We start from the raw sequence: 24,680 nt of genomic DNA, 5'->3' as shown, positions 1-24,680 counted from the left end.
AGCAATTGGGGTCAGGGGCTGGGCATCGGGGGTCGGGAAGCTGGATATTCAGCTACTTCGCGATCGTCGGGTGCTTCGCGGTTTCAGCCCTTCGTGAATCTTCGTGTCCTTCGTGGATCAGAATTTTAACGCAGAGAAGCAGAGATGCGTGGCTACGGGCCATTGGGGATTTTTTGGTGTGCACAGCATCAATTACTCCGCTAGCCAACTAGAGCCATCCATGCTTCGCGGTTAAAAATCTTGCCCCTGAACCCCGACAACTAACCCCTCATTTAATAGGAAGATCATGCAACTGCTACTTGGTGGAACAATTTTTGGAGCCACGCTCTTAGGCGTGATGGTTCGTCCGCGCAATATTTCGGAAGCTTGGGTCGCGTTACTTGGCGCAGTTGCCATGTTATTGGTCGGAATTTTGCCACTGAAGGCAATTTTGCCGACGCTTGCCCGCGAATGGAATGTGTATGGTTTTTTTGCCGGTTTGATGCTGATTGCCTTTTTTGCCGAGCAAGCTGGGGTGTTTCAGGCCTTGGCGTTGCAGGCAGCACGTTGGGCCAATGGCTCGGCGCAGCGGCTCTATTTGGCGGTCTTTTTGGTGGGCACGCTGATTACAGCGGTGCTCTCCAACGATGCGACAGCCTTGATTTTAACTCCAGTGGTTTGGACGTTGGCCAGCCGTTTGCGCTTGCCAGCCTTGCCATTTATGTTTGCCTGCACCTTTATTGCCGATACTGCTTCGGCATTGCTGCCCGTTTCCAATCCGATTAATATTTTGGTGCTAACCCGCTTTAATCGTGAGCTGTTGGAATATTGGGCCTATTTGTTGGTTCCGTCACTGGTGTGTATTGGCTGGAATATTGGGCTATTTGCTTGGCTGTTTCGGCGCGATTTGCAGGGCAGCTACGATTTGGCACTGCTTGATGATTTAACTATCGCCAACCCACGCCTTTATCGGACAACCCTTGTTGGCTTGGGCAGTATTGCTGTGGCCTATGTAGCTGGCTCGTTGTGGCACGTGCCATTGGCCTTTGTGGCGTTGGCTGGAGCCGCTCTCTTAGCGGCAATTAGCTGGTGGAATGGCACGTTTAAGCCCAAACAAGCCTTGCACGAATTATCTCCAGCCTTGTTTGGCTTTATTAGCGGCATGTTTTTGGTGGTACGGGCGATTGAGCAATTAGGCTGGACTGAACGCTTTGGCGCGAGTTTGTTACAGGGCAGCGGCGCGAGTTTGGGCAATATTGCGCGGGTAATTTTCGGTAGTGCACTTGGCTCGAACATGATCAACAATGTGCCGATGACCTTGGTGATGACCTCGACGCTTGAACATTTGCCTAGCACACCTGAGCCTGCGTTGATTTATGCCACCATTTTTGGGGCTGACCTTGGGCCAAATTTAACAATTGTTGGCTCGTTGGCTACAATGCTGTGGTTGGTGATTTTACGGCGCAAAGGTCTGGAAATTAGTGCCAAACAATACTTTAAATTGGGCTTGCTGTTTGTGCTACCATCCTTATTAATTGGTACATTTTGGATGTGGCTGATGGCATGAATTATTACTTCTTTGACCAATTAACGCGCTGGCTGGAACGGCGGGGCATGGATTATACCCGTCCGATGCAAACCAACCCGCAGGCCGCCGATGTACATCTGCGTTGGGTTGCGCCACTGCCATTAATTGGCAAAGTTACCAATGATCTCGCTTTTTGGGATTTTGATCGGCTGGCGATTGAGCCTGAGCATCAAGCCTATGCCTTAGAACAAGCCAATTTGGCCCAATTAACCTTGGTCGAGGCTGGTTTTGCGCGGAAACGCTGGCTGCGCTTGCATTTACCGAGTGCGATTACGGTTGCCGTGAGCGCCCGTAGATTTAGCGCCGAATGCATTAAATTGGTTGAACAACCTTTTTTTGCTTGGACTGGTGGCTATTCTTGTTCGATGATCTTGCTCAACCCGCGTGGCTATAGCATTATTCATCAGCGAACTTGGCCGCGCTCAAGCCTGCCACCCAAAATAGCGATTAATTTCGTCCAAACAATGCTGAAAACCTTAGATTCGTAGTTGAGGTAGCTATGCAATCGATTGAATTATCCGATGCAACTGGATTTTTAGAACGCTACGCCGATATGCCGATTCGTGGCCTTTTACCACGCAATGTCGATGTTTGGTTGCCTGCCAACTATCATAGTAGTAGCGAAGCTTTTCCGGTAATTTATATGCACGATGGCCAAAACTTGTTTGACCCAGCCTTGGCCTATATCGGAGTTGATTGGGGAATTGACGAGGCGCTCGAAAATCTGATTGCCAGCCAAACAATCAACGGGGCAATTGTGGTTGGCATTTGGAATAGCGAACAACGGATTCGCGATTATTTGCCAGCCAAGCCGTTTTATAGTGCTAGCGCCGCGATCCAAGCCCAATTTGAAACAGCTGTTGGTGGTGGCCCGCTTTCCGACGAATATCTAGCTTGGATCGTCAAAACGCTCAAGCCGCAGATTGATACACGCTATCGCACTCACCCTGAGCCTGAACATACCAGCATTATGGGCGCAAGTATGGGTGGGCTGATTTCGCTGTATGCCTTGGTTGAATATCCCCAAATCTTTGGTAATGCTGGGTGTGTTTCAACTCACTGGCCGATTGGCGCTAGCTCGTTGGTGGCATGGCTGGGCAAACGTTTGCCTAAGGCTGGCAAGCATCGAATCTATTTCGATTTTGGCACTGAGGATCTTGACGCTGAGTACGAACCCTATCAAATTGAGATGGATGGGTTTATGCAGGCAGCGGGATATATTCAAGGCGATAATTGGCTTACCCAGAAATTTGTGGGAGCGGGCCATTCTGAGCTGGCTTGGCGCGAACGAGCTGAATTGCCACTGGCCTTTTTATTGGGAGCGAGCGTGTGAGAATTTTAATTATTGCCTTTGGCACACGCGGCGATGTTCAGCCGATGGTGGCCTTGGGCTTGGCCTTGCAAGAGCGTGGGCATTCGATAACCCTGTTGGTCAGCAGCAATTTTAAAAGCTGGGTTGAGGAGTTTGGGTTACAAGTGGCGACTGCGCGGGTCGATATTCAGCAGATGATGTTGAGCGATCATGGCAACGATTGGGTCAAACATGGGGCTAATCCAATTAAACAGCGCAATGCGATGCGCCGTTTGTTGAAGCAACATGCCTTGACCATGGTTGAAGATGCTTGGCAAGTCGCCCAAAACTGCGATGTTTTGATCAGCAGTTTTACCTCGGATGTCTTTGCAGTGACGTTGGCTGAAGTGCTGAATGTGGTGCATATTAGCACGCCACTGCAACCAGCCATGTTGGCCACCCGTTGCGGCCCTGCTAGTGCGGCGGCAATTCTACCAAACCACGAGAGCATCATTAATTATTGGTTTGGGCGCTGGGTGCTTGAGCCATTTATGTGGCAAGTTGGCGGCGATTTTATTAATCAGTTTCGCCAGCAACAGCTCAAATTGCCAGCCCAAAGTGTGCGCGAATATGCTCAACGCTTGCGTCAAACCACGATTATTCAAGGCTATAGCCCGGCAATCATTCCGCATCCCAGCGATTGGCCCGCCAATATTCAGACGGTTGGTTATTGGATGTTGCCGCCCGATGAGGCTTGGCAAATGCCGCCTGAGCTTGAGCAATTTTTGGCCGATGGCCCAACTCCAATCTATATAGGCTTTGGTAGCATGACCGGAGCTAACCCTGATGCTTTTACCGAATTGTTGCTCAAGGCGGTGGCACATAGCGGCCAGCGGGCAATTATCCAAACTGGTTGGGCTGGCTTGGGCCAAATCGAATTGCCCAAAACTGTTTTTCGGATTGGCTCAGCGCCGCATGAACGGCTTTTTCGCCATGTCAAAGCGGCGGTACACCATGGCGGGGCTGGCACAACGGCTGCAAGCTTAGCGGCTGGTTTGCCAACCGTCATCGTGCCGCACTTGGGCGATCAACTGCGTTGGGGTCAGCGCGTGTTTGATTTGGGCTTAGGGCCAAAGGCGATTCCGCGCAACAAACTTACGGTTGATCGGTTGGCTTGGGCGATTTCGCAGGCCGCTAACACGCCGAGCATGCAACACAATGCCCAAGCCATGGCCAAAACCCTGCAAGCTGAGCAGGGCATCAGCCGCGCGGTCGAAATTATTGAACAACGGATACAAGCCTAGTTTTGGAATGGTAGTGAGGCGCTCGCAATGCGCTATTTTTCGCAACAAAAGCTTGATCAACTACTGGCTGCGCACGCCGAATGGTTACAAGAACCTGTTGGCGAAGCCATGAGCTTGTGCAATTGTGATCTGCGTGGCATGGATTTGCGTGGGCGTTCGTTGATGCGTGTGCAGTTGGAAAACGTGGTGTTGGCAGGCTGCGATCTGCGTGATTGTAATTTTTTTGGGGCAATGTTGCGCAAGGTCGATTTACAGGCTGCCGATTTGCGTAAAGCCTGCTTTGCTTCGAGCTTTTGCGAGCAAATTGATGCCCGCGACAGCAATTGGCAACAAGCTGATCTGATCAGTGCAATCATTAAACTCAGCGATTTTAGCCACGCCAATCTAGCCTATGCTGATCTGAACAAAACTAGTTTTGAGAGCAGCGTTTTAGATCAGGCAATCCTTAGTTATACCCATACGGTGCGTTTTAGTCTGAGCCGTAGCTCAGCTCGTAATGCCCAACTTGATCATGCCATGCTTGATTTTGCGACGATTTACGCTTGCGATTTACGCGGGGCAAACTTAAACGCAGCCAGTTTGCGCCAGCTCAAAAGCTTTGAGCATGTAGCGGTAGCTGGTTTGCAAGCCAAGGATGTGGTGATTGAGGGTGGGCGGTTTACTGGTTGGTTTGATGCCAGCCCTGAGGCCGATGGCAGCCAACGCCACGATGCCGATTGGATGCGTCAGCAACTAACCAAAGCTGATTTGTGATCCGTTTCTCATCAAAATTAATAAGCTCAATGGTATAATCCTCAAGATCTTTTTCTATGCATTATAGGCATAGCAATTTTAGAGGAAATGACCGATGGCTCCAGAGATTATCCAGATTGAGTACGAGACGATTGCCAATGTAGCGCAACGTTTTGGCAAGCTGGCAGCAGATGTGCAACAGTTACAACAACAATTGCAAAAAACTGCTGAGATGTTGGCAAGCGATTGGAAGGGCGAAGCGGCAACGGCCTTTGCCCAAGAGATGCAAGCGAGCATTGTGCCAACCTTCAAGCGGTTATCAGTAGCCTTTGAAACCGCCCAAAGTGTTACGCTCAATGTGAGCAAAATTTTTGCTCAAGCCGAACAAGAGGCCGCTAATTTGATCAAGTTCGATAGTGATTCGAATGCTGCTAAGCCTGCAACCAACGACGATGGCCCAACGGTTATGGGTGTGGTTCACGAAGTGCTTGATTGGGCCGGCTTTATTCCAGGCTTAGGTGCTGTGCCCGACGCAATCAATGCTGGCCTGTATGCGATCGAAGGTGATTGGGGCAATGCAGCATTATCAGGGGCTGCGGCAATTCCAATTATTGGGGATATTGCCAAAGGTGTTGATAAAGCAGCCGATGTTGCCAAAGTTGTCGATAAAGTGAGCGATGCTAGTCGGGCAATTGATAAAGCCGACGATGCTGCTGATGCTGCCAAAGGGATTGATAAGGCTGCCGATGCAACCAAGGCTGCTGATGAAGCTGCTGCTGCGGCAAAAGCGGCTGAAGATGCCTCGAAAGCCCGTGCGCTGGCATTGGAATCAGCCGATGGTGGCCATAGTATTGCCCGCCATGGCCCCGAGGTCAGTGATCAACAATTAAAGGATCGCTTGACGACAGGCTATGCTCCTGATGGCAAACTTAGCCCAACTTCGGCCTCAACCAAGTTTAATAGCTACCAAGATTGGGAGCGCACACGACAATCGGCGCTTGATGATATTGCCAAACGTGATGGCGTTGATTTTAGTAAGCCACCAGCACCTGGCGAACCAACCCGCTATATGACCACCGTTGATCATGGGCATCCGCCGATTGGCAATGGTTTTGAAGGTGTCGATGGCAAGAAAATCCCTAATCCTAATGGCGGATCGGGCAAAATCAAGGTCTACGATAACACCCAGCCACTTGGCGATATTAGCCAAACCAAAACTACGGTTGAGTGGAACCCAACAACCAACAATTGGGATGTGGTTCAGCACTTTCCCACAAAATAATTGAAACATCAAGGTCTATCACTTTTCAAGGAAGCATTATGCAATTCAGTCAACAGGTTTTTGATTACTATCTGCAATATATAACCGCTGCTTGGTTTGGTCGCAACGATCTACCACCCGAAGACTTGAGCGGCTATAAAGCCTATGTCGAAGAACTTAAACTGCACCTAACCAAACATCACGATGAGCAAATCTTTAAGGCAGCCTTAGAAGAATCCTTGACCACTGATGCTGTTGATTATGAGCGCTATAGCGGTGGTACTTATCCATTTGAGCCTGAGGAAGTGCAAGCGATTATGCACTATATCTACCAAACCTTGTGGCCTGAGGCCGAGTTGCCTGCGGTTGCACCGCCGATCAAATGGCTTGATTTGAGCGTTAATCAATGGTTTGCCAGTAAAAAGGCCTAACAGGGAATCCAAACAGCCACAGCGCATAGACTACCCCTTGATTGCACAATCAAGGGGTTTTGCTTGGTCTTGTTCTTGCAACAGATTGATTGGAGCAAGACAGGCTTGAGCACAAAAAAGACTAACCTGATCAAGATACTTAACAATAACTAACTAGCTAGCTGCTAAATTGGTGCTTTTTCTTAATAAAGATCTTGACGTAAGCTTGTTTTTATACGATGATACTGCTACATTTCGGTTTTTTACCCCACATTCGGTCAACGAGAGCAAGGGCATTCCCGAGGTTGAAGCGCACTTTTAAGGAGTATTGGCATGGGAGCTGAAATCGTTCAAGCTCAGTATGACCAACTCACTCAAGTTGCAAGTCGGTTTGGCAAGCAATCGGAGGTAGTTGATCAAATCAACAGCCAAGTTCGCCAGAGCTATGAAACATTAGCCAATGGCGGATGGATGGGTGATGCGGCAAAGGCATTTTTCAATGAAATGCAGACGGAAATTTTCCCCACAATGCAACGTCTAACAGGTGTATTGCGGGAAGCTCAAACGGTAACCCAACAAATTAGTACGATCTTCCAGCAAGCTGAACAAGAGGCAGCTAAGGGGATCACATTTGCTGATGGTGGAGCTAGCTCAAGTGCTGGCAGTGGTGTTTCGTTCAGCGCAGCAGCAGGTAATGCGGCAGGCTCGGCGGCAGCGAACCAGTTGCCACCACCACGCATGTACATTGTCAACGGGATTAACGCCAGCGAGCCAGATGGTACTCCAGGTGAAGGGCCACAGCAACTGGCCGGCTTGTTGGCTGCCCACGGCTATGATCCTAGCCAAATCAAGGCGATGCCGGCAATTTACAACACCAACTACACCACCAACTTGCAAGGCACCGATTTGCAAGGTACCAATCATGGTGGTTGGTTATCGCCCGTCGATTGGCTGACCGGAGCCGGAGCCTCGATCGTGAATGGAGTTACGGGTGCCGGTGCCAGTGTTGTCAATGGGGCTTCGGCGTTGTTTAATACTGGAGTCGGGGTCAGCGAAGTTGTGCAAGAGTATACAATGCAAGATCAAGGCAAGTATACCCAGGAAAGCTACAACTTTATTCAACAAGACCTTGCCCGTAACCCATTATTGCCCGGCCAAACCGTCATGCTAATTGGGCATAGCGGCGGTGGGGCAGTTGTCAGTAACCTCGCGCCAATGCTTGAAAATAACATGGGCGTTGATGTTTCTGGGGTGGTTACGCTCGGGTCGCCGGTAGCCAATGCTGATCGGGCGATGCAATATGCCAAATTCCTCAGCGTTAGCGACAAAGGCGATTATATTGGCCAACCATGGATTCGCTCCGATGAAGGGCGTAATTTCCTAACTCCAGGCTTGATGACTGGCATTTTAGCGCCGAAATCCTTGCCATTGGTTGTGCCAGGGGTGCTTGGAGCCGATAACGCCGCCCGCGATGCTGGGATCAATTACTTTACGACCAATGCCAATGCGGGCAACCCAATTAGCAATCACAACTCCTATTGGACGAGCAACGATGTGGTTAGCATCATTAAAAACAGCTATCCCCAAGTTGCTCCATACCTGAAGTAATCCATGCAGGTTGTGTGTAGAGTATGGTGGGGGATGCTTGCAATGGGCTTGTTGGCATCACTCTTTGGATGTGGATCAAGTGCTGTTCCCGAGGCCGTGCGTAACGGCCTCGACGAACAGTCGATTCAAACAATTGGCACACTCGATATCAGCCCGTGGTTGGGTGACAAACCACGCTATCGCCGTTTAAGCTTGATTCGAGCGCAAACTGTGGCTGGCGAACCAACCACGATTGCCTACCTTGAGCCAAATGCTGATGCAGCGGCGTTTGCGCTCCCTTTGACGCAAACCTTTCCCGAAGCCCCGCTGCAAACAGCCTTATTCGAGATCGATGGCTATCGGCTAATTGTTGGCTTGGTTGATGATCGTGTTATGGGTGAACTCACAACGATCGAATTTGAACGTGAAGAACCAGATCAAACTCGTTGGTTAGAAGCATTAAAAGTTAGTAAACTTAATAAACGGACATTTGTGATTCCAATCGCCCCGAATGAACAAGCGCAATGGCCAACGGTCCAACGGATTGCGGTGAACACTCGTGAATCGCGCCAACGTGGGGTCGATGATCGCAATGCTTCGGGCCACGAATGGGAACATCGATATTCCAACCCGATTGCAATTGACAGTACCTTTGCGGTTGTACCGTAGGAGATTAGGGCATGACAACCCCCCAACCCTTGGTCGCAGTAACACTTTCACGCAGTGAATTGCTGTTAATTAGTGCACTCTTGAAAGCTCCCGCTTTGATGGGTGTTCAAGCGACCACCGCCGATGAGAATCAACGCGCTTTGGAGTTGTTGCAGGCTGAACATTCGCTCCGTGCTCGCAACGCTGCGGCGGTAGATGAAAATGGTCAATTATTAATTGTTCGAGATTTACTTGGAGTTGTGGCAAGTTGCGCGTATCCACAACGCTCACTGGTGGTTTATCATACTCGTGCCGATGGGGTGGTGCTGCAAGGGTTTGGCCATGTGCGCGATGATTCTTTAGTTGTGCATACGGTGATTAACCCGGAAGTTCACAACCTCGCGCAGATGCCCAATCTTGATCGATTGATTGAAACGGTGTTTCAACTGAGCGATTACGCTGCGAACACGCCAGCGGTTAATTTGCATGTTGATATTAGCCGCGAAAAATTAGTGATGGCACGCCAATTGGCTGAGCAAGGCCAAACAGCGCAATCAGCCGATACCTTGGTGCGCAGCGGTGTTTCGCCGACTGAAGCCGAATTGTTGGTGCGCATGTTCCGCTTGCCTTCAACTACTACCGTATTTGTAACCATCCAATATAGTGGCAGCCATGCCATGGCCCGTGAATATACCCTATTTAAAAATGAAATTGGCTCGTTTTTGATGACCCAAGCCGACCTTGAAATTGAGCGCTATCAACTCAAGGGCATCGATTATATGGGGCTTGGCGGCATAATCTATGAGTCGCTTTCATAAGTTGGTTCGCCTGTACCAAACCGCTCTTTCGCTCGAATGGGCGGTTTTGGCGTTAATTGTGATGATCTAGCGCCGCACGGTGTCGGTTTGCATCCAATCGCCTGCGCTAAAAGTGCTAAACTATCTGGTTATGGAGTTCAATTTAGCATCAAAGCAGGCTCATCATGGAACTGACTTTCACCACGCCAGCGCTGTTGTTTCCAGCAATTTCGTTGCTGTTTTTGGCCTATACCAATCGTTTCCTTTCAATTGCCGCCCTCATGCGCGAACTCAAAAGTCGCTATAAACTTGATCGTGATCCACGGATTCGCGGCCAGTTGGAAAATTTGCGCTATCGGATTGGGATTATTCGTAGCATGCAGATTTGCGGCGTTGCAGCATTTTTCTTTTGTGTGCTGTGTATGTTTGTGCTTTTCGCAGGCCAAGAGCTACTAGGTAAAGGCACATTTGCCATAAGTTTGTTATTACTTTTGACCTCGTTGGGCTTATCATTGCGTGAAATTCAGGTTTCAATCGATGCTCTTAGCCTTGAAATTGCCGATCTCGATGAGTAATTGGATTTGTTATGCCCAAACAAGCGCTTGAACAATCAATCCAGCAGTTACGCCATATCATGATTATTGGGATGGCTTTCGTTGGCTACAGCCTCGGTTTTATGTGGTTCTACGATCAGGTGGGGGCCGTGATTGGTTCGCTATTACTGCTCCCTGTTGGTTTAGCTGCATGGCTTTTGGGTTGGCGCGGTGGTTTGCTCGCGGCCTTGATTGGGATTTGCCTCAACATCGGTTTATTTTTGTTGAATGGGTCATCATTTGCTGAGATTCTGGCGCTCGGGCCTGGCTTGATGATGGCATTTGTGGTCGGCGGAGCAATTGGCTGGTTGCGATCGCTGATCGATAAAATTCAAACTCAAACTACCGAGCTTCAGCGCGAGCGCGAATTGTTGGCCAACGAAATTAGCCAGCGCAAACAGATTGAGCAATCGTTACTGGCTGCCAAAGAAGAGGCTGAGTTGGCCAATCGCTCCAAAAGCCAATTTCTGGCCATGATGAGCCATGAGTTGCGCACGCCACTGAATGCAATTATCGGCTATAGCGAGCTGCTGCAAGAAGATGCCGAGGCTGATCAATTACCCAATTATGTGCAAGATCTCAGTACCATTCGCAACGCTGGCGTGCATCTGTTGGGTTTAATCAACGATGTGCTGGATCTTTCGAAAATTGAGGCTGGCCGCATGGAATTGTTCGGCCAAGATTTTCGTGCGATTGAGTTGATCAACGATCTGGAATTGTATATTCAGCCGCAAATTGCCAAGAACAACAATCGCCTTGTGTTGGATGTAGCTAAGGATTTGGGTGTGATGCACAGTGATTTGCAAAAGTTACGCCAAATCTTACTTAATTTATTAACTAATGCTAGCAAATTTACCCAACAAGGCACAATTACCTTACGAGCCAAACGTGATGGCGATTGGCTGCATTTTGAAGTGGTTGATACTGGGATTGGCATGAGCAGCGAACACGTTGCCAACCTGTTTCAGCCCTTTGTCCAAGCCGAACAATCGACAGCGGCACGCTTTGGCGGCACTGGTTTAGGCTTGGCAATTAGTCGTTCGCTGGCGCGGCTTTTAGGCGGCGATATTATGGTTGAGAGCGTGCTGGGGCAGGGTTCGAATTTTCAATTAATTGTGCCAGCGTTTCAATTAGCGCCTGTTACAGCTATGTAACCCGATTTAGACCTTTGTGATGGGCTGAATTGCTGCGAGTATCCCCCATGGTTTTGCCACTAAATTCATACGAATTGCTTATTTGACAAGCACCAAAATTAGGCTAAAATATGCAGCGGTGAAGGAATTCGCCAACAGGTTCCGTGCCTTCTCGGCACTCATCGGCAGCAGGGGGCTGCATCGATTGTAACGATGAGTGTAGTTGTTTTCTGGGGCGCATCACAACGTTTTGAGCGCTGGTTTTTGACTTCCGAGCGGGCTTTCAACGAGGCTATATGAACGGTAGACAGAATTTTTGCACGCTGCGACAGATTACGCGGCGCTGTGCTGAACCTCCCTCAATCTAGGTTGGTGAGCTTTGCAATCATGCTAGCAGACTAGCAATGGTTCTCTGTCTATCTCCTCACCTGCCGCGATTGGGCAGGTTTTTTATGCCCAGTGCTTAGGCCAAATGTCGCCCGACACTTGGTTTTTTTATGCCCAAAAAATGGACAAAGCACTTTGGGAGTCTCCGTCAATAAACACACGCACGAACACCGCTAATTTTGATTGCACTTTGTTCTCTCAGCCCCATGTTGTGGCTGAGCACTATCGTCGTGGACATCACGGCTTGGAGGGACATGTCCAGTTGATCGAGCAAACCTATGCTGGCTACCTGAATGATTCGTTTGGCTTTTCGGGTGCTGGGGCTTTGACCGATTTTCTAACGCGCCGCAATGAGCGCTTGCTCTTAGGCGATACGGTCGATCTGGGTGCATTGGTTGAGCAATTTGGTGCACCCCTTGAGGTTTCGTTCTGCCCGCAAATTACCACGCAGGTGCAGAATATGCTTGATTATGCGATGGCTGCACAGGCGGCATCAAGCTATACTGGCTCGTTCTTGTATGCTTATGCTACCAAGGCCAATTTTTCGGAGGAAGTGGTGCGCACAGCCTTGAATGCTGGTGCTCATTACGAAACCTCAGCGGCAGCCGATGTGGTGATCGCTCACCATCTCTGGCGGCAAGGGGTGCTTTCCGAAGATCGCTATATCTTCTGTAATGGCTCGAAAGAGCCGATGTATCTCGACGGGATCTTGGCTTTGCGCCAGGCTGGCTACGAGCGAGTTGTGGCTGTGCTTGATGATCTCGATGAACTTGATTATATCTTGGCCCATTGTCGTGTACCGATGTTGTTCGGTGTTCGTGAACGCCACGCCCCTGATGTCGTGGATCGTAACCATGCTGGAGCCGAGCGCTTTGGCTTAACTCCCGCTGAAATGCAACTTGTCGCCCAGCGCTTGGCTGGCACGCAGCATCAATTGGTGGTGTATCACGCCATGGTTGGCTCGCAAATTGAAGATGCAGCTGCATGGGAAGCTCGTTTGGCTCGTTCAGCCAATGCCTATGCCGCTTTGGCCAGCACTACTCCAAGCCTAACGATGTTTAATTTTGGCGGGGGCATGCCCACCTCAGGCTACGATTTGGCCTTCCAATTTGATTATGTGGGCTTTTTGACCAACTTGATGGCCAATACCCAAGCAATTTGTGCTGAGCATGGCGTGGCAGCACCCATGATCATCGCCGAATGTGGCCGCTACACTGTTGCCAACCATAATCTCTATTTGATTGAAGTTGGCCGCGTGAAGGAAGCTGGCGCAATTGAGCCGTGGTATTTGTTGAATGGCTCGTTGATGGTTTCAGCTCCCGATACCTTGATTGTTGACCAAGAATTCGTGGTTGTGCCCTTAGATGGTTGGGATACAGCGGTGCAAGCAGTGCGCTTGGGTGGCCGCCGCACCTGCGATTCCGACGATCTGTATCCACGTTCGCATCGCCCAGCCTTGATGTTGCCCGAATTCCAAGCTGGCATGGTCTTGGCGGTTTGTGGTGTTGGCGCATATCAGGCCATGATCGGCGGTAAGGGTGGTGCTCACCACTGCTTGAACCCCGAAATGCGCCGAATTATCATCGAGCAAGATGGCGATCAATTGGTAATGCGCGAAATTGCCCCGCAAAACTTGATGGCACAAATGAGTGCCTTGGGTTATAGCATTGCCACGATTGAGCAGCCAGTGCGCAAACCAATGCCAGTACGTACTGCCGTAGTCCGCGAGCAATTGCCAGTACGGCCATTGCGCACCGCCCGTCGTCGCCAAGCTCCCTCAGCCTTGCGCACCAGCCGTTTCGCGGCAAGTGCCTAACGCGGGTCAAAGAGCATAGAGCAACGAACATAGGAGCAAAGCGATTGGCTATCGGAAACACGATTAGGAGAATCCTAAAATATTCCGATAGCCAATCGCCTTCAGCCTCTAGCCATATATTCCTCTGCGCCGCTGCGTTAAAATTTAGCCCCTGATCGCTGAAACCTGATCCCATTTTGATTTTTGCCTTCTGACTTTTGACTTTTGATTTCTGCCTAAACCACTGCCTGTGCTATCATAGACAATGGACAAAACGTCTACCATACGGAGGATTGATATTTCAATGGCTCAATATGATGTTGTGATTATTGGTTCAGGGCCAGGCGGTGAAGTTGCTGCCTTACGCGCTGTCCAATTGGGCTTAAAAGTCGCTGTCGTCGAAAAAGAACAAGTCGGCGGTGTCTGTTTAAATATTGGCTGTATTCCTACCAAATCGCTGTTGCACTGCGCCGACTTGCTGGAAGAAACCAAAGAAGGCAAGAAGTTTGGCGTAATCACGGGCGAAGTTTCGTTCGATCTCAAGGGTGCCATGGGCCACAAAGAAAAAGTGGTCAAAACCATGCGCACTGGTCTCGAAGGCTTGTTCAAAAAGAAGAAAATCGATCTCTTTCGCGGGTTTGGCCGTTTGGCTGGCACCAACAAGGTCGCGGTCAAAGGCAACGATGGTACTGAAACGGTCATCGAAACCAAGAATGTGATTTTGGCAGTTGGCTCGACTCCTCGGGCATTGCCATTCGCGCCATTCGACGAGCAACGGATCGTTTCGAGCACTGGAGCCTTGAGCTTGCCCGAAGTGCCAAAACATTTGGTGGTAATCGGCGGTGGGATCATCGGCTGCGAATTTGCTTCGATGTATCGTACCTTCGGCTCGCAAGTGAGCATCATCGAAATGTTGCCACGAATTGTTGCCACTGAGGATGAAGAAATTTCGGCTGAATTGGCCAAAGCCTTCACCAAACGCGGGATCAAGCTCTACACTGGCTCGAAAACCAAGGCCGTCAACAAACGTGCCGATGGTGCTAGCGTGGTTTTTGAAGGTCCAGATGGCAAAGAACAAACTTTAGAAGCAGATTACGTCCTGATTGGCACAGGTCGCGCTCCTTTGACCAAAAATATTGGCCTCGAAGAAGTCGGCGTAACCATCGATGAACGTGGCTATATTCCAGTCAATGCCACCATGCAAACCAACATTGCCAATATTTATGCAATTGGCGATGTTGTGCCAACGCCATGGCTGGCTCACGTTGCCTCAGCCGAAGGCGTGATTGCGGTCGAACATATCGCAGGCCACCATACCAACCCAATCAACTACGACATTATTCCAAGCTGTGTCTATTGTTCGCCCGAAGTGGCGCACGTTGGCTTGACCGAAGCCCAAGCCAAAGAACGCGGCTACAATGTCAAAGTTGGCAAGTTTCCATTTGCGGCGGTTGGCAAAGCTACAGCCATTGGCAATCGCGATGGCTTTGTTAAAATCGTTGCCGACGCTGAATATGGCGAGATCCTTGGCTTCCATATGATTGGGCCTCGTGTGACCGAGTTGGTTGCCGAAGGCGGCTTGGCTTTGAGCCACGAAGCCACGGTCGAATCGCTGTTAGCAACGATTCATGCTCACCCAACCTTATACGAAGCCATGCACGAAGCTGGTCATGCCTTGCTTGACGGCACACTTCACCTCTAAATTAAATTGCGCTGAATCAGCTGACGAAGGACACGAAGCACCATTGCAGGTGTTTTGCGTCCTTCGTGATTATTGAAGCCTTGGTTGCTATGAAAATTTTGATTATTTCGAAAGCCCTGACCGCCGCCACCTACCACCGCAAGCTTGAATTGATTGCGGCAGAGCCAGATGTTGAATTGACGGCGATTGTGCCGCCGATGTGGTTTGAGCCTGGCGTTGGCGAGTATCCGCTGGAAGTGCAAACGCCGCGCAATTATCGCATGCATGTTGTACCACTGGGTCACAACGGTCATCATCATACGTTTTGGTGGCAGGGTTTGGGCAAATTAATCGCCGCTGAGCAACCAGGTATTCTGCATGCCGATGAAGAAGCCTTTAATTTGGCAACATTTCAGGCTTTTTGGCATGCCCGCAAAACCAACGCCAAACTCTGTTTTTATAATTGGGCTGATGTAGCGCGACGTTATCCACCGCCATTTAGTTTCTTCGAGCGCTACAGCTATCGCCATGCAGCCCATGCAATTGCTGGCAACCATTTGGCTAAGCAACTCATTCGCGATCACGGCTACCCTGGCCCAATCAGCGTCATTCCACAATTTGGGGTTGATGAGGCGATTTTTAGGCCTGCGCCTGAGCCATTGCCTGCAAAACCGTTTGTCGTGGGCTTTTTTGGGCGCTTGATGCGCTCGAAAGGCGTGCTCGATTTGTTGGCAGCCCTCGAACGCTTGCCCAGCGATATTCATTGTCGATTAATTGGCAAAGGCGATTTGAGCAGCGAAGTTGAACAACGCATTGCCAAAGCACCGCTGGCTGGGCGGGTCACGCTTGAGCCGTTGATTCCATCCAGCGCCATGCCCGACGCTATGCGCAGCGTCCATGCCTATGTGCTGCCCTCGCGTACCACCCCCAATTGGAAAGAGCAATTTGGGCGGGTCTTGATTGAGGCCATGGCCTGCGGCGTGCCAGTGATCGGCTCCAATTCAGGTGAAATTCCGCATGTAATTGATACAGCAGGCTTAGTGTTTCCCGAAGGCGATGTTGCGGCACTGGCCGAGGCAATTCACAAACTCTATCTGGATGAAAAGTATCGCCAAAATATCGCTGAAGCTGGTCGCCAACGAGCGTTGAGCCATTACACCCAAGCTAGCATTGCCCAGCAACATTTAGCAGTTTATCGCTCGATGGTTGAGTAAATCCGCTGGTGTCACCGTTCCCTCACCCCAACCCCTCTCCCACTGCGGCGGGCGAGGGGCGTTCCACGCTTCATGATGAAGGCTTCCCCCTCGCCTCGTGAGCGGGAGCGAGGGCTAGGGGGTCAGGGCATACGTATCGATCAAACTTAAACATAAAGCCCCTATTTCTTACTTTTGATTTCATCCCTCATAATTCATCCTTCATCCTTAACTAAAAAGCCCCTCGCCCATACAATTGGACGAGGGGCCACAAAGCCTAGTTTATGGATAAATCCCGCGGATTTGGGTTGCTTCAGCGACCCGGGCTACTGCGACCATATAGCCACCCATGCGCATTGAAACTTTATGCTTGAGGGTTTGGGCCAGCACCGATTCAAAGCTGTGTTGCATAATCCGCTCAAGCTTGTTATTGATTTCTTCTTCAGTCCAGAAGAACTCTTGCAAGCCTTGAACCCATTCGAAGTATGAAACGGTTACACCACCAGCGTTCGCCAAGATATCGGGCACAACAAAGATGCCTTTTTCAAACAAAATATCATCGGCTTCGGGGGTAGTTGGGCCGTTTGCGCCTTCGACCAGCAATTTACAGCGAATTCGGCCTGCATTTTCCTCGGTAATTTGGTTTTCCAAGGCACATGGAGCCAAAATATCGCACTCAATTTCGAGCAACTCGTTATTGCTGACCCGCTCGATGCCTTCGGCTTGGTAGCCTTCCAGCGAACGATGTTGCTTGGTATAGGCAATCATTTCGGGGATGTTCAGGCCACGGCGGTTGTAGTAGCCACCAGAAACATCGCTAACCGCAATCACTTTGCTGCCCATGCGCTGCATCATATCGGCGGTAACGCTACCCACATTACCAAAGCCCTGAATCACTACGGTTGCGCCTTCGATGCGCAAGCCAAGGTGTTTGGCGGCTTCGCGGGCCACAATGCTAACCCCGCGCCCAGTTGCTTCGACCCGCCCAAGCGAGCCACCAACTTCAACCGGTTTACCAGTGATCACAGCTGGCACGGTGTAGCCACGATGCATCGAGATCGTATCCATAAACCAAGCCATCACTTGGCCGTTGGTTCCAACATCAGGAGCTGGAATATCTTTTTCAGCGCCAACCAAAATGCTAATTTCAGTTGCAAAACGCCGGGTTAATCGCTCTAATTCACTTTGCGATAGTTTCGTTGGGTCTACAATGACCCCACCTTTTGCGCCACCATACGGAATATTAACCAGCGCACACTTCCAGGTCATCCACATCGCGAGAGCACGAACTTCATCGATATCGACTGCTGGGTGGTAGCGAATCCCACCTTTGGCTGGACCGCGAGAAACATTGTGTTGGACGCGATAACCGCTAAACACTTGAATCTCACCATTGTCCATTTTGACAGGGAAATTGACGCTTAATTCGCGTTGAGGGACGCGCAGAACTCGACGCAAGCTGTGGTCGAGATTCAGCTTTTCAGCAGCGAGATCGAATTGACGCTGAGCATTCTCGAATGCGTTGCGATGAGAGTCAGCCATTGACTTGTTCCTTTCTAATTGATCGCCTTTGATCAAAAGAGGCCTCTTGGTTATGCAGAAGTCTCTCTAAGATTATACGACATATAAATCCAACGGCGTTCACCGAGAAACAGGGCGTTCCACCATGAGCGGCGCACCTGGCCCTCGCTAAAGCCCAAATTACGATATAACGCTCGTGCACTATGGTTGGAGGCACTCACATACAGCCCTAGGCGTTTTTTGCCAAGCTCACGGGCTAGCGTCATGCTATGCCGCATCATTGCTTGGGCAATGCCACGACGGCGATAGGATTCAGCAACCGCCACATCGCTAATAAAACCTTCATCCCGCCCAATCCGATGGTCGATTTGCGAAAGCGCATGCACTGCGCGAAACGCCCCCCAAGCGCCAAGTTCGCGCAAAAACGCTTGCTCAACTAAACCAACATCGTCTGGCCGCATCTCGATGGTGCGCAGCGTAATCGTGCCTACAAGTTCGCTGCCAGCTAACATGACGTACATTCCTTGTAGGCTACTTGGCCCTTGCATCTGATGCGATTGATGTAAGGCAGCCACGCCACGTTGGATGCCGCGTTTGCCAAAAGCCGAGCTAAATTTATCGGCAAAGGCTAGGGCTTGTAATTGCAACATTGGCGCAAGATCATCCATTATGGCTGGCCGAATCATCAAAGCCAAGTCACCCAACTGAAAAGGCACCGTTGCACGGATTTGCGGTGATGGTACAATCATTGATATTTTCCAAACAAAAAAACCGTGCAACCTGCACGGATGATTGGAGCGTACCACAATCAACGTTGATCCGGCACGTTAGCTAGGCGCATTCTACACCCGCTCGGATCGCCCGTCAAGCACTATTAGTCGGGTGCGCGAGGTAGCCGCGGGTGAGCCTCAAGGCCTAGCAGGCTCATCGACCGGAATACTTTAGGAGGATTGTGTATGTCGATGTTTTGGATCGGTTGTTTCGTGATTTTGGGCTTACTTAGCATTAGCGGCTTGATTTTACTTTTGCTCAAATTAGGCGTAATTGTGCAAAAAGCTGGCGAGCCACCGCATATCGATCATGGCAATTATTCGATGGATCAAGGCCGTGAGGTCAAGGCCGAAGATCAATAATGAACCAACAGCGTACTGGGATTTTTCAGTACGCTGTTGATTTTAACGATGGAGAATCCATAATGCCGATTATCATCGCTATTTTAGGGATGTTGGGCTTAATTACGCTGTTCAAGGCAATCTCAACGTTATGGCAACGCGTCAGGATCATTATCCAAAAAGCCAAGGAGCCACCGCATATCGATCAGTTGGATTATTCGATCAATGATGTACAAGAGATTAAATCTGAGCAATCAGCGTAACGCGCTCGCCTCAGCTTTGAGCACGCAGGTTAACCAAAGCACGATGAATGACCTCACCTCTGACCCGCTCCCGCTGAATGTGGAACACTGAGCATGAACCTACATACAGTAGGAGCGACACCAAGATGATTACGCGAATCAATCCACTGGCCTATTTAGGCCAATTTGCGCAAACGTAGGCCAACCAATACACAGGCAGCCAATACGCCAAGCAAAATTGGCAAGGCCAGATTTGAGCTTGAGCTAGTGTCTGGTAACACCCCAGGTAGGCCAGGTTGCTGAACGGGAGTGGCTGTCGAGCCATCGGCAGGAGCTAAGGTCGGGGTAAGCGTAATGCCAATGTTGGCAAGTTCAATAAATGGATAGGTTTTTTGCAGCACAGCCTGAACAGACGAACAAGTTGACATCGTATCAGGCTGTGGGGTCGATGAATCGAGCCGAAAGCCACCATCAGCAAGCTGCAAACGCCGCAAAGCATTGATAGGATTATTGATATTATCGCCCCATGGTTCAGCCTTGGGGTCGCCACCAGTTGCTAAGATAGCTTGGATGGCCAAGGACGTTGAAATTGCATCCTTAAACGCTGTCGGCTCAAAGTCGCGATTATTCATAAACCCGCGATCAAAATCTTGCTGAGTTTGCAAGAAGGCCAAAGCTGCCGGAATTGCCGCAGATTGCTTTTGATCAGCCGCGACTAAGGCCTGAATTTGTAAGGCGGTGTTTTGCGTACTAGTACTCCACGACCCATCAGCCAACTGTTGATCAAGAATCGTCTGAATTGCCTGTGGCTCAATCGCCTCGCCAGCAGCTTTCAAGGCCATCATTACCAAGGAATTCTCATACAAGTTTTCACCATACATGCCCGTTGCAGGATCGTAGCTCTTGATGATTGCTTCAACCAAATCGACCCCACCAACCGAACGGGGATCATGACCAGTTAGCAATTGAGCCATGACAATGGCCGAAGCTTTAGCCGGATGCCCAATATAGCTCTGAGCCTGTTGCTCAATAAAGCGTTGCGTGGCTGGATCAATTTGATAGCCCGCCGCATGGAGGGCATACACCGAACATGCCGTTGGATCAAGTGGAGAGTGATAATACGAATCAAAACTGCCATCCGACTGCTGTTGGGTCAGCAACCAATCAGCCCCTTTATTTTTCTCCGCCGTTTGAGCAGCGATTGGGACCGCTACCAAAAAACCAACGAAGACCAACAGCCAACGATAGCGAACAATGGTTTGAAGCATGCCAATACCTCCTAAAACCACACAGATCAGCCCACCAATTTGGCCAGCAAAACCAATAATCAATCAGGCTGATGGATTATTATGGAAATCTTATGCCTAGATAGGTATAGGACTAAAGTCATGATTTTGTACTTATTGGCATAGAAAGACCCTCAGTTCAGCACGAGAACTGAGGGTCTAAGTTTGATTGAGGCTTGAAATTTACTCACATGGTGGGCGATGTTGGGCGTTGATCGTTTCGCGGTAGGTCAGGGCATGAATCGCTCGCACACCCGCCTTGGCGCTATCGCCCGAAACCACCAAGCTAATTGCACATTCAGATGAACCTTGAGCAATCGCAATCACATTGATTTCAGCATCGCCAATTGCGCTAAAGACCCGTTTGGCCACCCCAGTTGTGCCACGCATGCCAGCGCCAACCGCCGTAATGATCGAAACGCCTTCTTCCAAGGCAATCGTGTCGATATCGCGGCGTTCGAGTTCGACCGCTAGTTCTTGGTTCAGCGATTCGACCACCCGTTTTGCTCCACCATCGGGGATGACAAAACAGATGCTTTGCTCGGATGAGGCTTGTGAAATCATCAAAATGCTGGCATCTTCACGCGCTACCGCGCCAAAAGTTCGGGCAGCGATCCCAGGCACGCCCAACATGCCACGGCCTGCCACGGTAATCATGGTCAGATTGTGGATTGCAGTAACGGCTTTGATTGCGCCAACGATTGGCTCAGTTTTGCCCACAATCACTGTGCCAGGATGGCTGGGATTGAAGGTGTTTTTGACTCGCAAGGGGATGCCACGCTCGACTACAGGCCGAATCGTTTTGGGATGTAGCACTTTCGCGCCGTAATAAGCCAATTCGCTGATTTCATTGTAGGAAAGTGTGCTGATCACATGGGCATCGGGGGCAATTCGTGGGTCGGCAGTCATCACCCCATCCACATCGGTATAGATCCAAACTTCGCTGGCTTCGAGCGCCGCGCCCAAAATCGCTGCACTCCAATCGGAGCCACCACGGCCAAGCGTGGTTTTTACGCCTGCCAAGGTTGCGCCAATAAAACCTGTGACCACTGGCGTAATTCCTTGATCCAAGATTGGGCCAAGAGTTGCGGTGGTGCGCTCGGTGGTTTCGGGCATCAACGGCGAAGCATCTTGATAACGATCATCGGTAACGATCAGATCGCTAGCGTCAAAATGTTGAGCTGGCACTCCTAGATGGCGTAAGGTTGCAGCGACGATGCGGGCGCTCATGCGCTCACCCAAGCCAGCAATCGCATCGAGTGTGCGCGGAGTCAATTCGCCCAATACTCGCACACCTTCGCACAAACGGGCACACTCATCGAGCAAGCCATCAATTTCGGTTTGGATTGCGGCCTGTTCAGCATCGAGCAACTCACCAATCACATCATGATGGCGCTGGCGCAACTCGGCGTGCAGCGTAGCAACCGCAGCAGCATCGCCCGTTGTTTGGGCAACCCGCACAATATTCAACAATTTATCGGTGACACCGCTGAGGGCCGACACCACCACAACAACATGATCCCAAGTAGTGCGATTAGTGGTAGTGATTGCAGTTAAGCCACGAATAGCTTCAGCTGAACCGACCGACGTACCACCAAATTTCGTCACTAGCAAACGCATAACGTGCTCCAAATGAAAAAATTGAATCCACCTTGAAGGCGAGCAACAACTCAACAACCTTTTGCCCCCAGCAATTAAGTTGCTGCTCAAAAGCCTGAATGTGGCTAAATCAATAGCGTCAAAACCTTGCTCACTCTCACCGCGCCACTACAAATCTAAGGCGGCGACCACAGCGCTCAATTCAGCAGGGATCGCCTGTGGAACCGAGAACTGCTCAACAGCCAATTGTGGATCTTTCAAGCCATGGCCAGTCAAAACTGCCACAAACCGGCCATTGGGATCGATGCTGCCAGCAGCCAAAAGCTTGCGAATGCCGGCAACCCCTGCTGCCGAAGCTGGTTCGCAGAAAATACCTTCGAGTGCCGAGAGATCGCGCCATGCCGCCAAAATTTCTTCATCGCTAACATGATCGATCGTGCCTTCCGATTCGTCGCGAGCATTAACTGCCAACTGCCACGAAGCCGGATTGCCAATTCGAATCGCGGTTGCCACGGTTTCAGGATAAGCAATTGGCTCACCGCGCACGATTGCTGCCGAACCAGTTGCCTCAAAACCCAAAATTTTGGGCAAGCTTTCCGAGCGATGCGCTTCATAATAGCGTTTGAAGCCCATCCAATAGGCCGAAATATTGCCAGCATTCCCAACTGGCAAGGCCAAATAATCGGGTGCATCGCCGAGCACATCGCAAATTTCGTAGGCAGCGGTCGCTTGGCCTTCCAAACGATAGGGGTTAACCGAGTTGACCAAAGTAATTGGGTGTTGTTCGGCCAACACGCGCACCATATCCAAGGCTTGGTCGAAATTGCCTTCGATCACCAAGAGTTTGGCTCCGTACATCAAAGCTTGAGCCAATTTACCTAAGGCGATTTTGCCAGCAGGCACGACCACTACACATTCCATGCCCATCCGAGCGGCATAGGCAGCGGCGGCAGCACTGGTATTGCCAGTTGAGGCGCAGACCACGGCTTTGCTGCCAGCTTCGAGTGCTTTGGCAATCGCCATGACCATGCCGCGATCCTTGAACGAACCAGTTGGATTCATGGATTCCAATTTGAGCCACAATTCGCGCACCCCAAGGTGGGCAGCCAAGCGTGGCACATTGATCAACGGTGTATTGCCCTCGTGCAAGGTGACAATTGGCGTTTGGGCAGTGATCGGCAAAAATTGGCGGTAGCGTTCGAGTAATGGCACCGCCGAAGCATGGGTGGTTAGCTGACTCATAGCTGGTGTGTCCTACAAAAAAGCCCCTTCCCAATGCGGAAAAGGGCATCATCGCCGATGGCGCTGATTATAACATATTTAGATTATTGTTGAGTTAGTTACTGAAGATTGGCTACTTTATTTTAACCACGAAGCACACGAAGTGCACGAAGGCTGATTTTTAGCCACGAATTGCACGAATTCCACGAATAATCTTCTGATCCCCATGGATGCTCTATGTTCATCCCTCTGCGTTACCAGCTGTGGGTCGCAGTTATGGTTCAGTTTAACAGCAGGTCACGCACCAAGCCAACGGCCAATAAGCCAACAACTTGGCAACCAACAATTAGCCAAAAACCTTGCAGAAACGTGGTTTTTTGCGATTTATGCCGAAAAAACCAAATGCCCACCACAGCGCCTAAGGTTCCACCAACAGCCACAAACCACAATAGCGTACTCTCGGCAATTCGGCGGCCACGACCACGCGATTTTTGTTTATCAACAATAAATACAATTAACGTGATGAATGAAACCACGATTAGGCCAATCAGGCCATAGCTAACGCCTAGATTAAATGCTGCACCTAGCCCAAACGCCACTAAAAAATGGCCTAAACCAGCTGGAATTCGCCCACGTTGTGCCATTGGTCAACCTCAATCACAAACAATGCAGGCTATTATAACGAAAAACGGCGACGATCTAGAAATACTAGATCGTCGCCGTTTGAACAATTATTCAGGGTTGAGCTTAGTCGCAGTGGCCTGGGCCAATTACGCCATTGTTGAAGTTATCCAATTGAGTGGCGTAGCTGGTGCCAGTGTTGGAGGCTGAGCCACTTGGTTTGCTGCCCAATGGATATTGTTGCAACCAAGCGTCAGCAGCAGCGATCGTTGCATTAACTGTGCTGCCATTAGCACCTTGAGCAACATTCAACTTGGCCGCGATCAATTGGTGAGCCAAGATGTAGGTGGCATCACCACGTGGCGAGGTGTTGAAAATTGCCATCAATTGGCTTTGGCTGTAAACCACACCACCAATGCTCAAGCTCGTAACTGGCCAAGCACTTGGGTGATTCTTCCAGTAGCCTTGGGTATAGGTACAATCTTTACCAGTAGGCGTGCTGGTTGCAGTTGGCGCGGGTGTCTTCGTCGCGGTTGGGACTGGTGTCTTCGTCGCGGTTGGCGCTGGCGTGCTGGTTGCAGTTGGCGCGGGTGTCTTCGTCGCGGTTGGGACTGGTGTCTTGGTCGCGGTTGGCACAGCGGTTGGTGTTGGGTAGGCAGTTGGTTCTGGCGTGTTGGTTGGCGCAACCGTTGGTTCTGG

23 protein-coding genes and 1 pseudogene are annotated in these 24,680 nt (G+C 50.3%); 17 read left to right on the top strand and 7 right to left on the bottom strand.

Features of this window, described 5'->3' with window-relative positions:
- Nucleotides 1–286 precede the first annotated feature (286 nt).
- From DEF47_RS14415 to DEF47_RS14345, 15 genes are all read left to right on the top strand, one after another.
- A complete protein-coding gene (locus DEF47_RS14415) occupies nt 287–1,546 on the top strand; it encodes an ArsB/NhaD family transporter (protein ID WP_012192049.1) in 1,260 nt (419 codons plus the stop codon).
- On the top strand, nt 1,543–2,055 hold the full coding sequence (locus tag DEF47_RS14410) for a hypothetical protein (protein ID WP_012192048.1): 513 nt from the start codon (nt 1,543–1,545) through the stop codon (nt 2,053–2,055). The genes DEF47_RS14415 and DEF47_RS14410 overlap by 4 nt, the downstream gene beginning before the upstream one ends.
- 11 nt (nt 2,056–2,066) lie before the next feature.
- Complete coding sequence (locus DEF47_RS14405) at nt 2,067–2,900, top strand: alpha/beta hydrolase (RefSeq protein WP_012192047.1); 834 nt, start codon at nt 2,067–2,069, stop codon at nt 2,898–2,900.
- Nucleotides 2,897–4,162: a glycosyltransferase gene (locus DEF47_RS14400; RefSeq protein WP_012192046.1), complete on the top strand. Its 1,266-nt coding sequence runs from the start codon at nt 2,897–2,899 to the stop codon at nt 4,160–4,162. Before DEF47_RS14405 ends, DEF47_RS14400 begins: the two co-directional genes overlap by 4 nt.
- A gap of 27 nt (nt 4,163–4,189) precedes the next feature.
- On the top strand, nt 4,190–4,915 hold the full coding sequence (locus DEF47_RS14395; protein ID WP_012192045.1) for a pentapeptide repeat-containing protein: 726 nt from the start codon (nt 4,190–4,192) through the stop codon (nt 4,913–4,915).
- A gap of 94 nt (nt 4,916–5,009) precedes the next feature.
- Nucleotides 5,010–6,176 carry a WXG100 family type VII secretion target gene (locus tag DEF47_RS14390; protein WP_041304907.1) on the top strand — a complete coding sequence of 389 codons (1,167 nt, stop codon included), beginning with the start codon at nt 5,010–5,012 and terminating at the stop codon, nt 6,174–6,176.
- 38 nt (nt 6,177–6,214) lie between these two features.
- Complete coding sequence (locus DEF47_RS14385) at nt 6,215–6,586, top strand: hypothetical protein (protein WP_012192043.1); 372 nt, start codon at nt 6,215–6,217, stop codon at nt 6,584–6,586.
- Between the two features lie 312 nt (nt 6,587–6,898).
- Nucleotides 6,899–8,173 (top strand): WXG100 family type VII secretion target, encoded by a 1,275-nt coding sequence (locus DEF47_RS14380; protein WP_012192042.1) that lies wholly within the window; start codon nt 6,899–6,901, stop codon nt 8,171–8,173.
- Nucleotides 8,174–8,215: 42 nt separating this feature from the next.
- Nucleotides 8,216–8,821: a hypothetical protein gene (locus DEF47_RS14375; RefSeq protein WP_012192041.1), complete on the top strand. Its 606-nt coding sequence runs from the start codon at nt 8,216–8,218 to the stop codon at nt 8,819–8,821.
- Nucleotides 8,822–8,832: 11 nt separating this feature from the next.
- Nucleotides 8,833–9,618, top strand: a complete 786-nt coding sequence (locus DEF47_RS14370) for a hypothetical protein (RefSeq protein ID WP_012192040.1) — start codon at nt 8,833–8,835, stop codon at nt 9,616–9,618.
- A 164-nt stretch (nt 9,619–9,782) separates the two neighbouring features.
- Complete coding sequence (locus DEF47_RS14365; protein WP_012192039.1) at nt 9,783–10,172, top strand: DUF2721 domain-containing protein; 390 nt, start codon at nt 9,783–9,785, stop codon at nt 10,170–10,172.
- An 11-nt stretch (nt 10,173–10,183) separates the two neighbouring features.
- The gene (locus DEF47_RS14360) at nt 10,184–11,344 is read left to right on the top strand and encodes an ATP-binding protein (RefSeq protein WP_012192038.1); all 1,161 of its coding nucleotides are present in this window, start codon (nt 10,184–10,186) and stop codon (nt 11,342–11,344) included.
- 610 nt (nt 11,345–11,954) lie between these two features.
- Entirely contained in the window at nt 11,955–13,526 is a 1,572-nt protein-coding gene (locus tag DEF47_RS14355) for a type III PLP-dependent enzyme domain-containing protein (RefSeq protein WP_287045197.1), read from the top strand.
- 283 nt (nt 13,527–13,809) lie between these two features.
- Nucleotides 13,810–15,207, top strand: a complete 1,398-nt coding sequence (gene lpdA / locus DEF47_RS14350; RefSeq protein WP_012192036.1) for a dihydrolipoyl dehydrogenase — start codon at nt 13,810–13,812, stop codon at nt 15,205–15,207.
- Between the two features lie 89 nt (nt 15,208–15,296).
- Nucleotides 15,297–16,400 (top strand): glycosyltransferase, encoded by a 1,104-nt coding sequence (locus tag DEF47_RS14345; RefSeq protein WP_041307009.1) that lies wholly within the window; start codon nt 15,297–15,299, stop codon nt 16,398–16,400.
- Between the two features lie 261 nt (nt 16,401–16,661).
- On the opposite strand, the gene DEF47_RS14340 is transcribed toward DEF47_RS14345, so the two are convergent.
- The gene (locus DEF47_RS14340) at nt 16,662–17,921 is read right to left on the bottom strand and encodes a Glu/Leu/Phe/Val family dehydrogenase (protein ID WP_012192034.1); all 1,260 of its coding nucleotides are present in this window, start codon (nt 17,919–17,921) and stop codon (nt 16,662–16,664) included.
- Between the two features lie 50 nt (nt 17,922–17,971).
- Nucleotides 17,972–18,649 carry a GNAT family N-acetyltransferase gene (locus tag DEF47_RS14335; RefSeq protein WP_287045196.1) on the bottom strand — a complete coding sequence of 226 codons (678 nt, stop codon included), beginning with the start codon at nt 18,647–18,649 and terminating at the stop codon, nt 17,972–17,974.
- Nucleotides 18,650–18,856: 207 nt separating this feature from the next.
- Between DEF47_RS14335 and DEF47_RS14330 the strand changes: the two genes are divergently transcribed.
- Nucleotides 18,857–19,033: a hypothetical protein gene (locus DEF47_RS14330; protein WP_287045195.1), complete on the top strand. Its 177-nt coding sequence runs from the start codon at nt 18,857–18,859 to the stop codon at nt 19,031–19,033.
- On the top strand, nt 19,033–19,275 hold the full coding sequence (locus DEF47_RS14325; RefSeq protein WP_287045194.1) for a hypothetical protein: 243 nt from the start codon (nt 19,033–19,035) through the stop codon (nt 19,273–19,275). The genes DEF47_RS14330 and DEF47_RS14325 overlap by 1 nt, the downstream gene beginning before the upstream one ends.
- A 155-nt stretch (nt 19,276–19,430) precedes the next feature.
- Here DEF47_RS14325 and DEF47_RS14320 read toward each other — a convergent pair whose 3' ends face one another.
- The 5 genes and pseudogenes from DEF47_RS14320 to DEF47_RS14300 all read right to left on the bottom strand — a co-directional run.
- Nucleotides 19,431–20,522 carry a prenyltransferase/squalene oxidase repeat-containing protein gene (locus DEF47_RS14320; RefSeq protein ID WP_012192032.1) on the bottom strand — a complete coding sequence of 364 codons (1,092 nt, stop codon included), beginning with the start codon at nt 20,520–20,522 and terminating at the stop codon, nt 19,431–19,433.
- Nucleotides 20,523–20,723: 201 nt separating this feature from the next.
- A complete protein-coding gene (locus DEF47_RS14315) occupies nt 20,724–22,160 on the bottom strand; it encodes an aspartate kinase (RefSeq protein WP_012192031.1) in 1,437 nt (478 codons plus the stop codon).
- Between the two features lie 147 nt (nt 22,161–22,307).
- Nucleotides 22,308–23,381, bottom strand: coding sequence for a threonine synthase (gene thrC / locus DEF47_RS14310; RefSeq protein WP_012192030.1), 1,074 nt, complete (start codon nt 23,379–23,381; stop codon nt 22,308–22,310).
- 260 nt (nt 23,382–23,641) lie between these two features.
- Entirely contained in the window at nt 23,642–24,004 is a 363-nt protein-coding gene (locus DEF47_RS14305) for a DUF1294 domain-containing protein (protein ID WP_012192029.1), read from the bottom strand.
- A 103-nt stretch (nt 24,005–24,107) separates the two neighbouring features.
- A pseudogene (locus DEF47_RS14300) lies at nt 24,108–24,680 on the bottom strand (hypothetical protein); the annotation flags it as partial.

The organism is Herpetosiphon sp. (genome assembly GCF_003512625.1).
GTDB lineage: Bacteria > Chloroflexota > Chloroflexia > Chloroflexales > Herpetosiphonaceae > Herpetosiphon > Herpetosiphon aurantiacus.
Note: the sequence above shows the minus strand (reverse complement) of the source record. Positions and strands in the feature narration are given on the sequence as shown.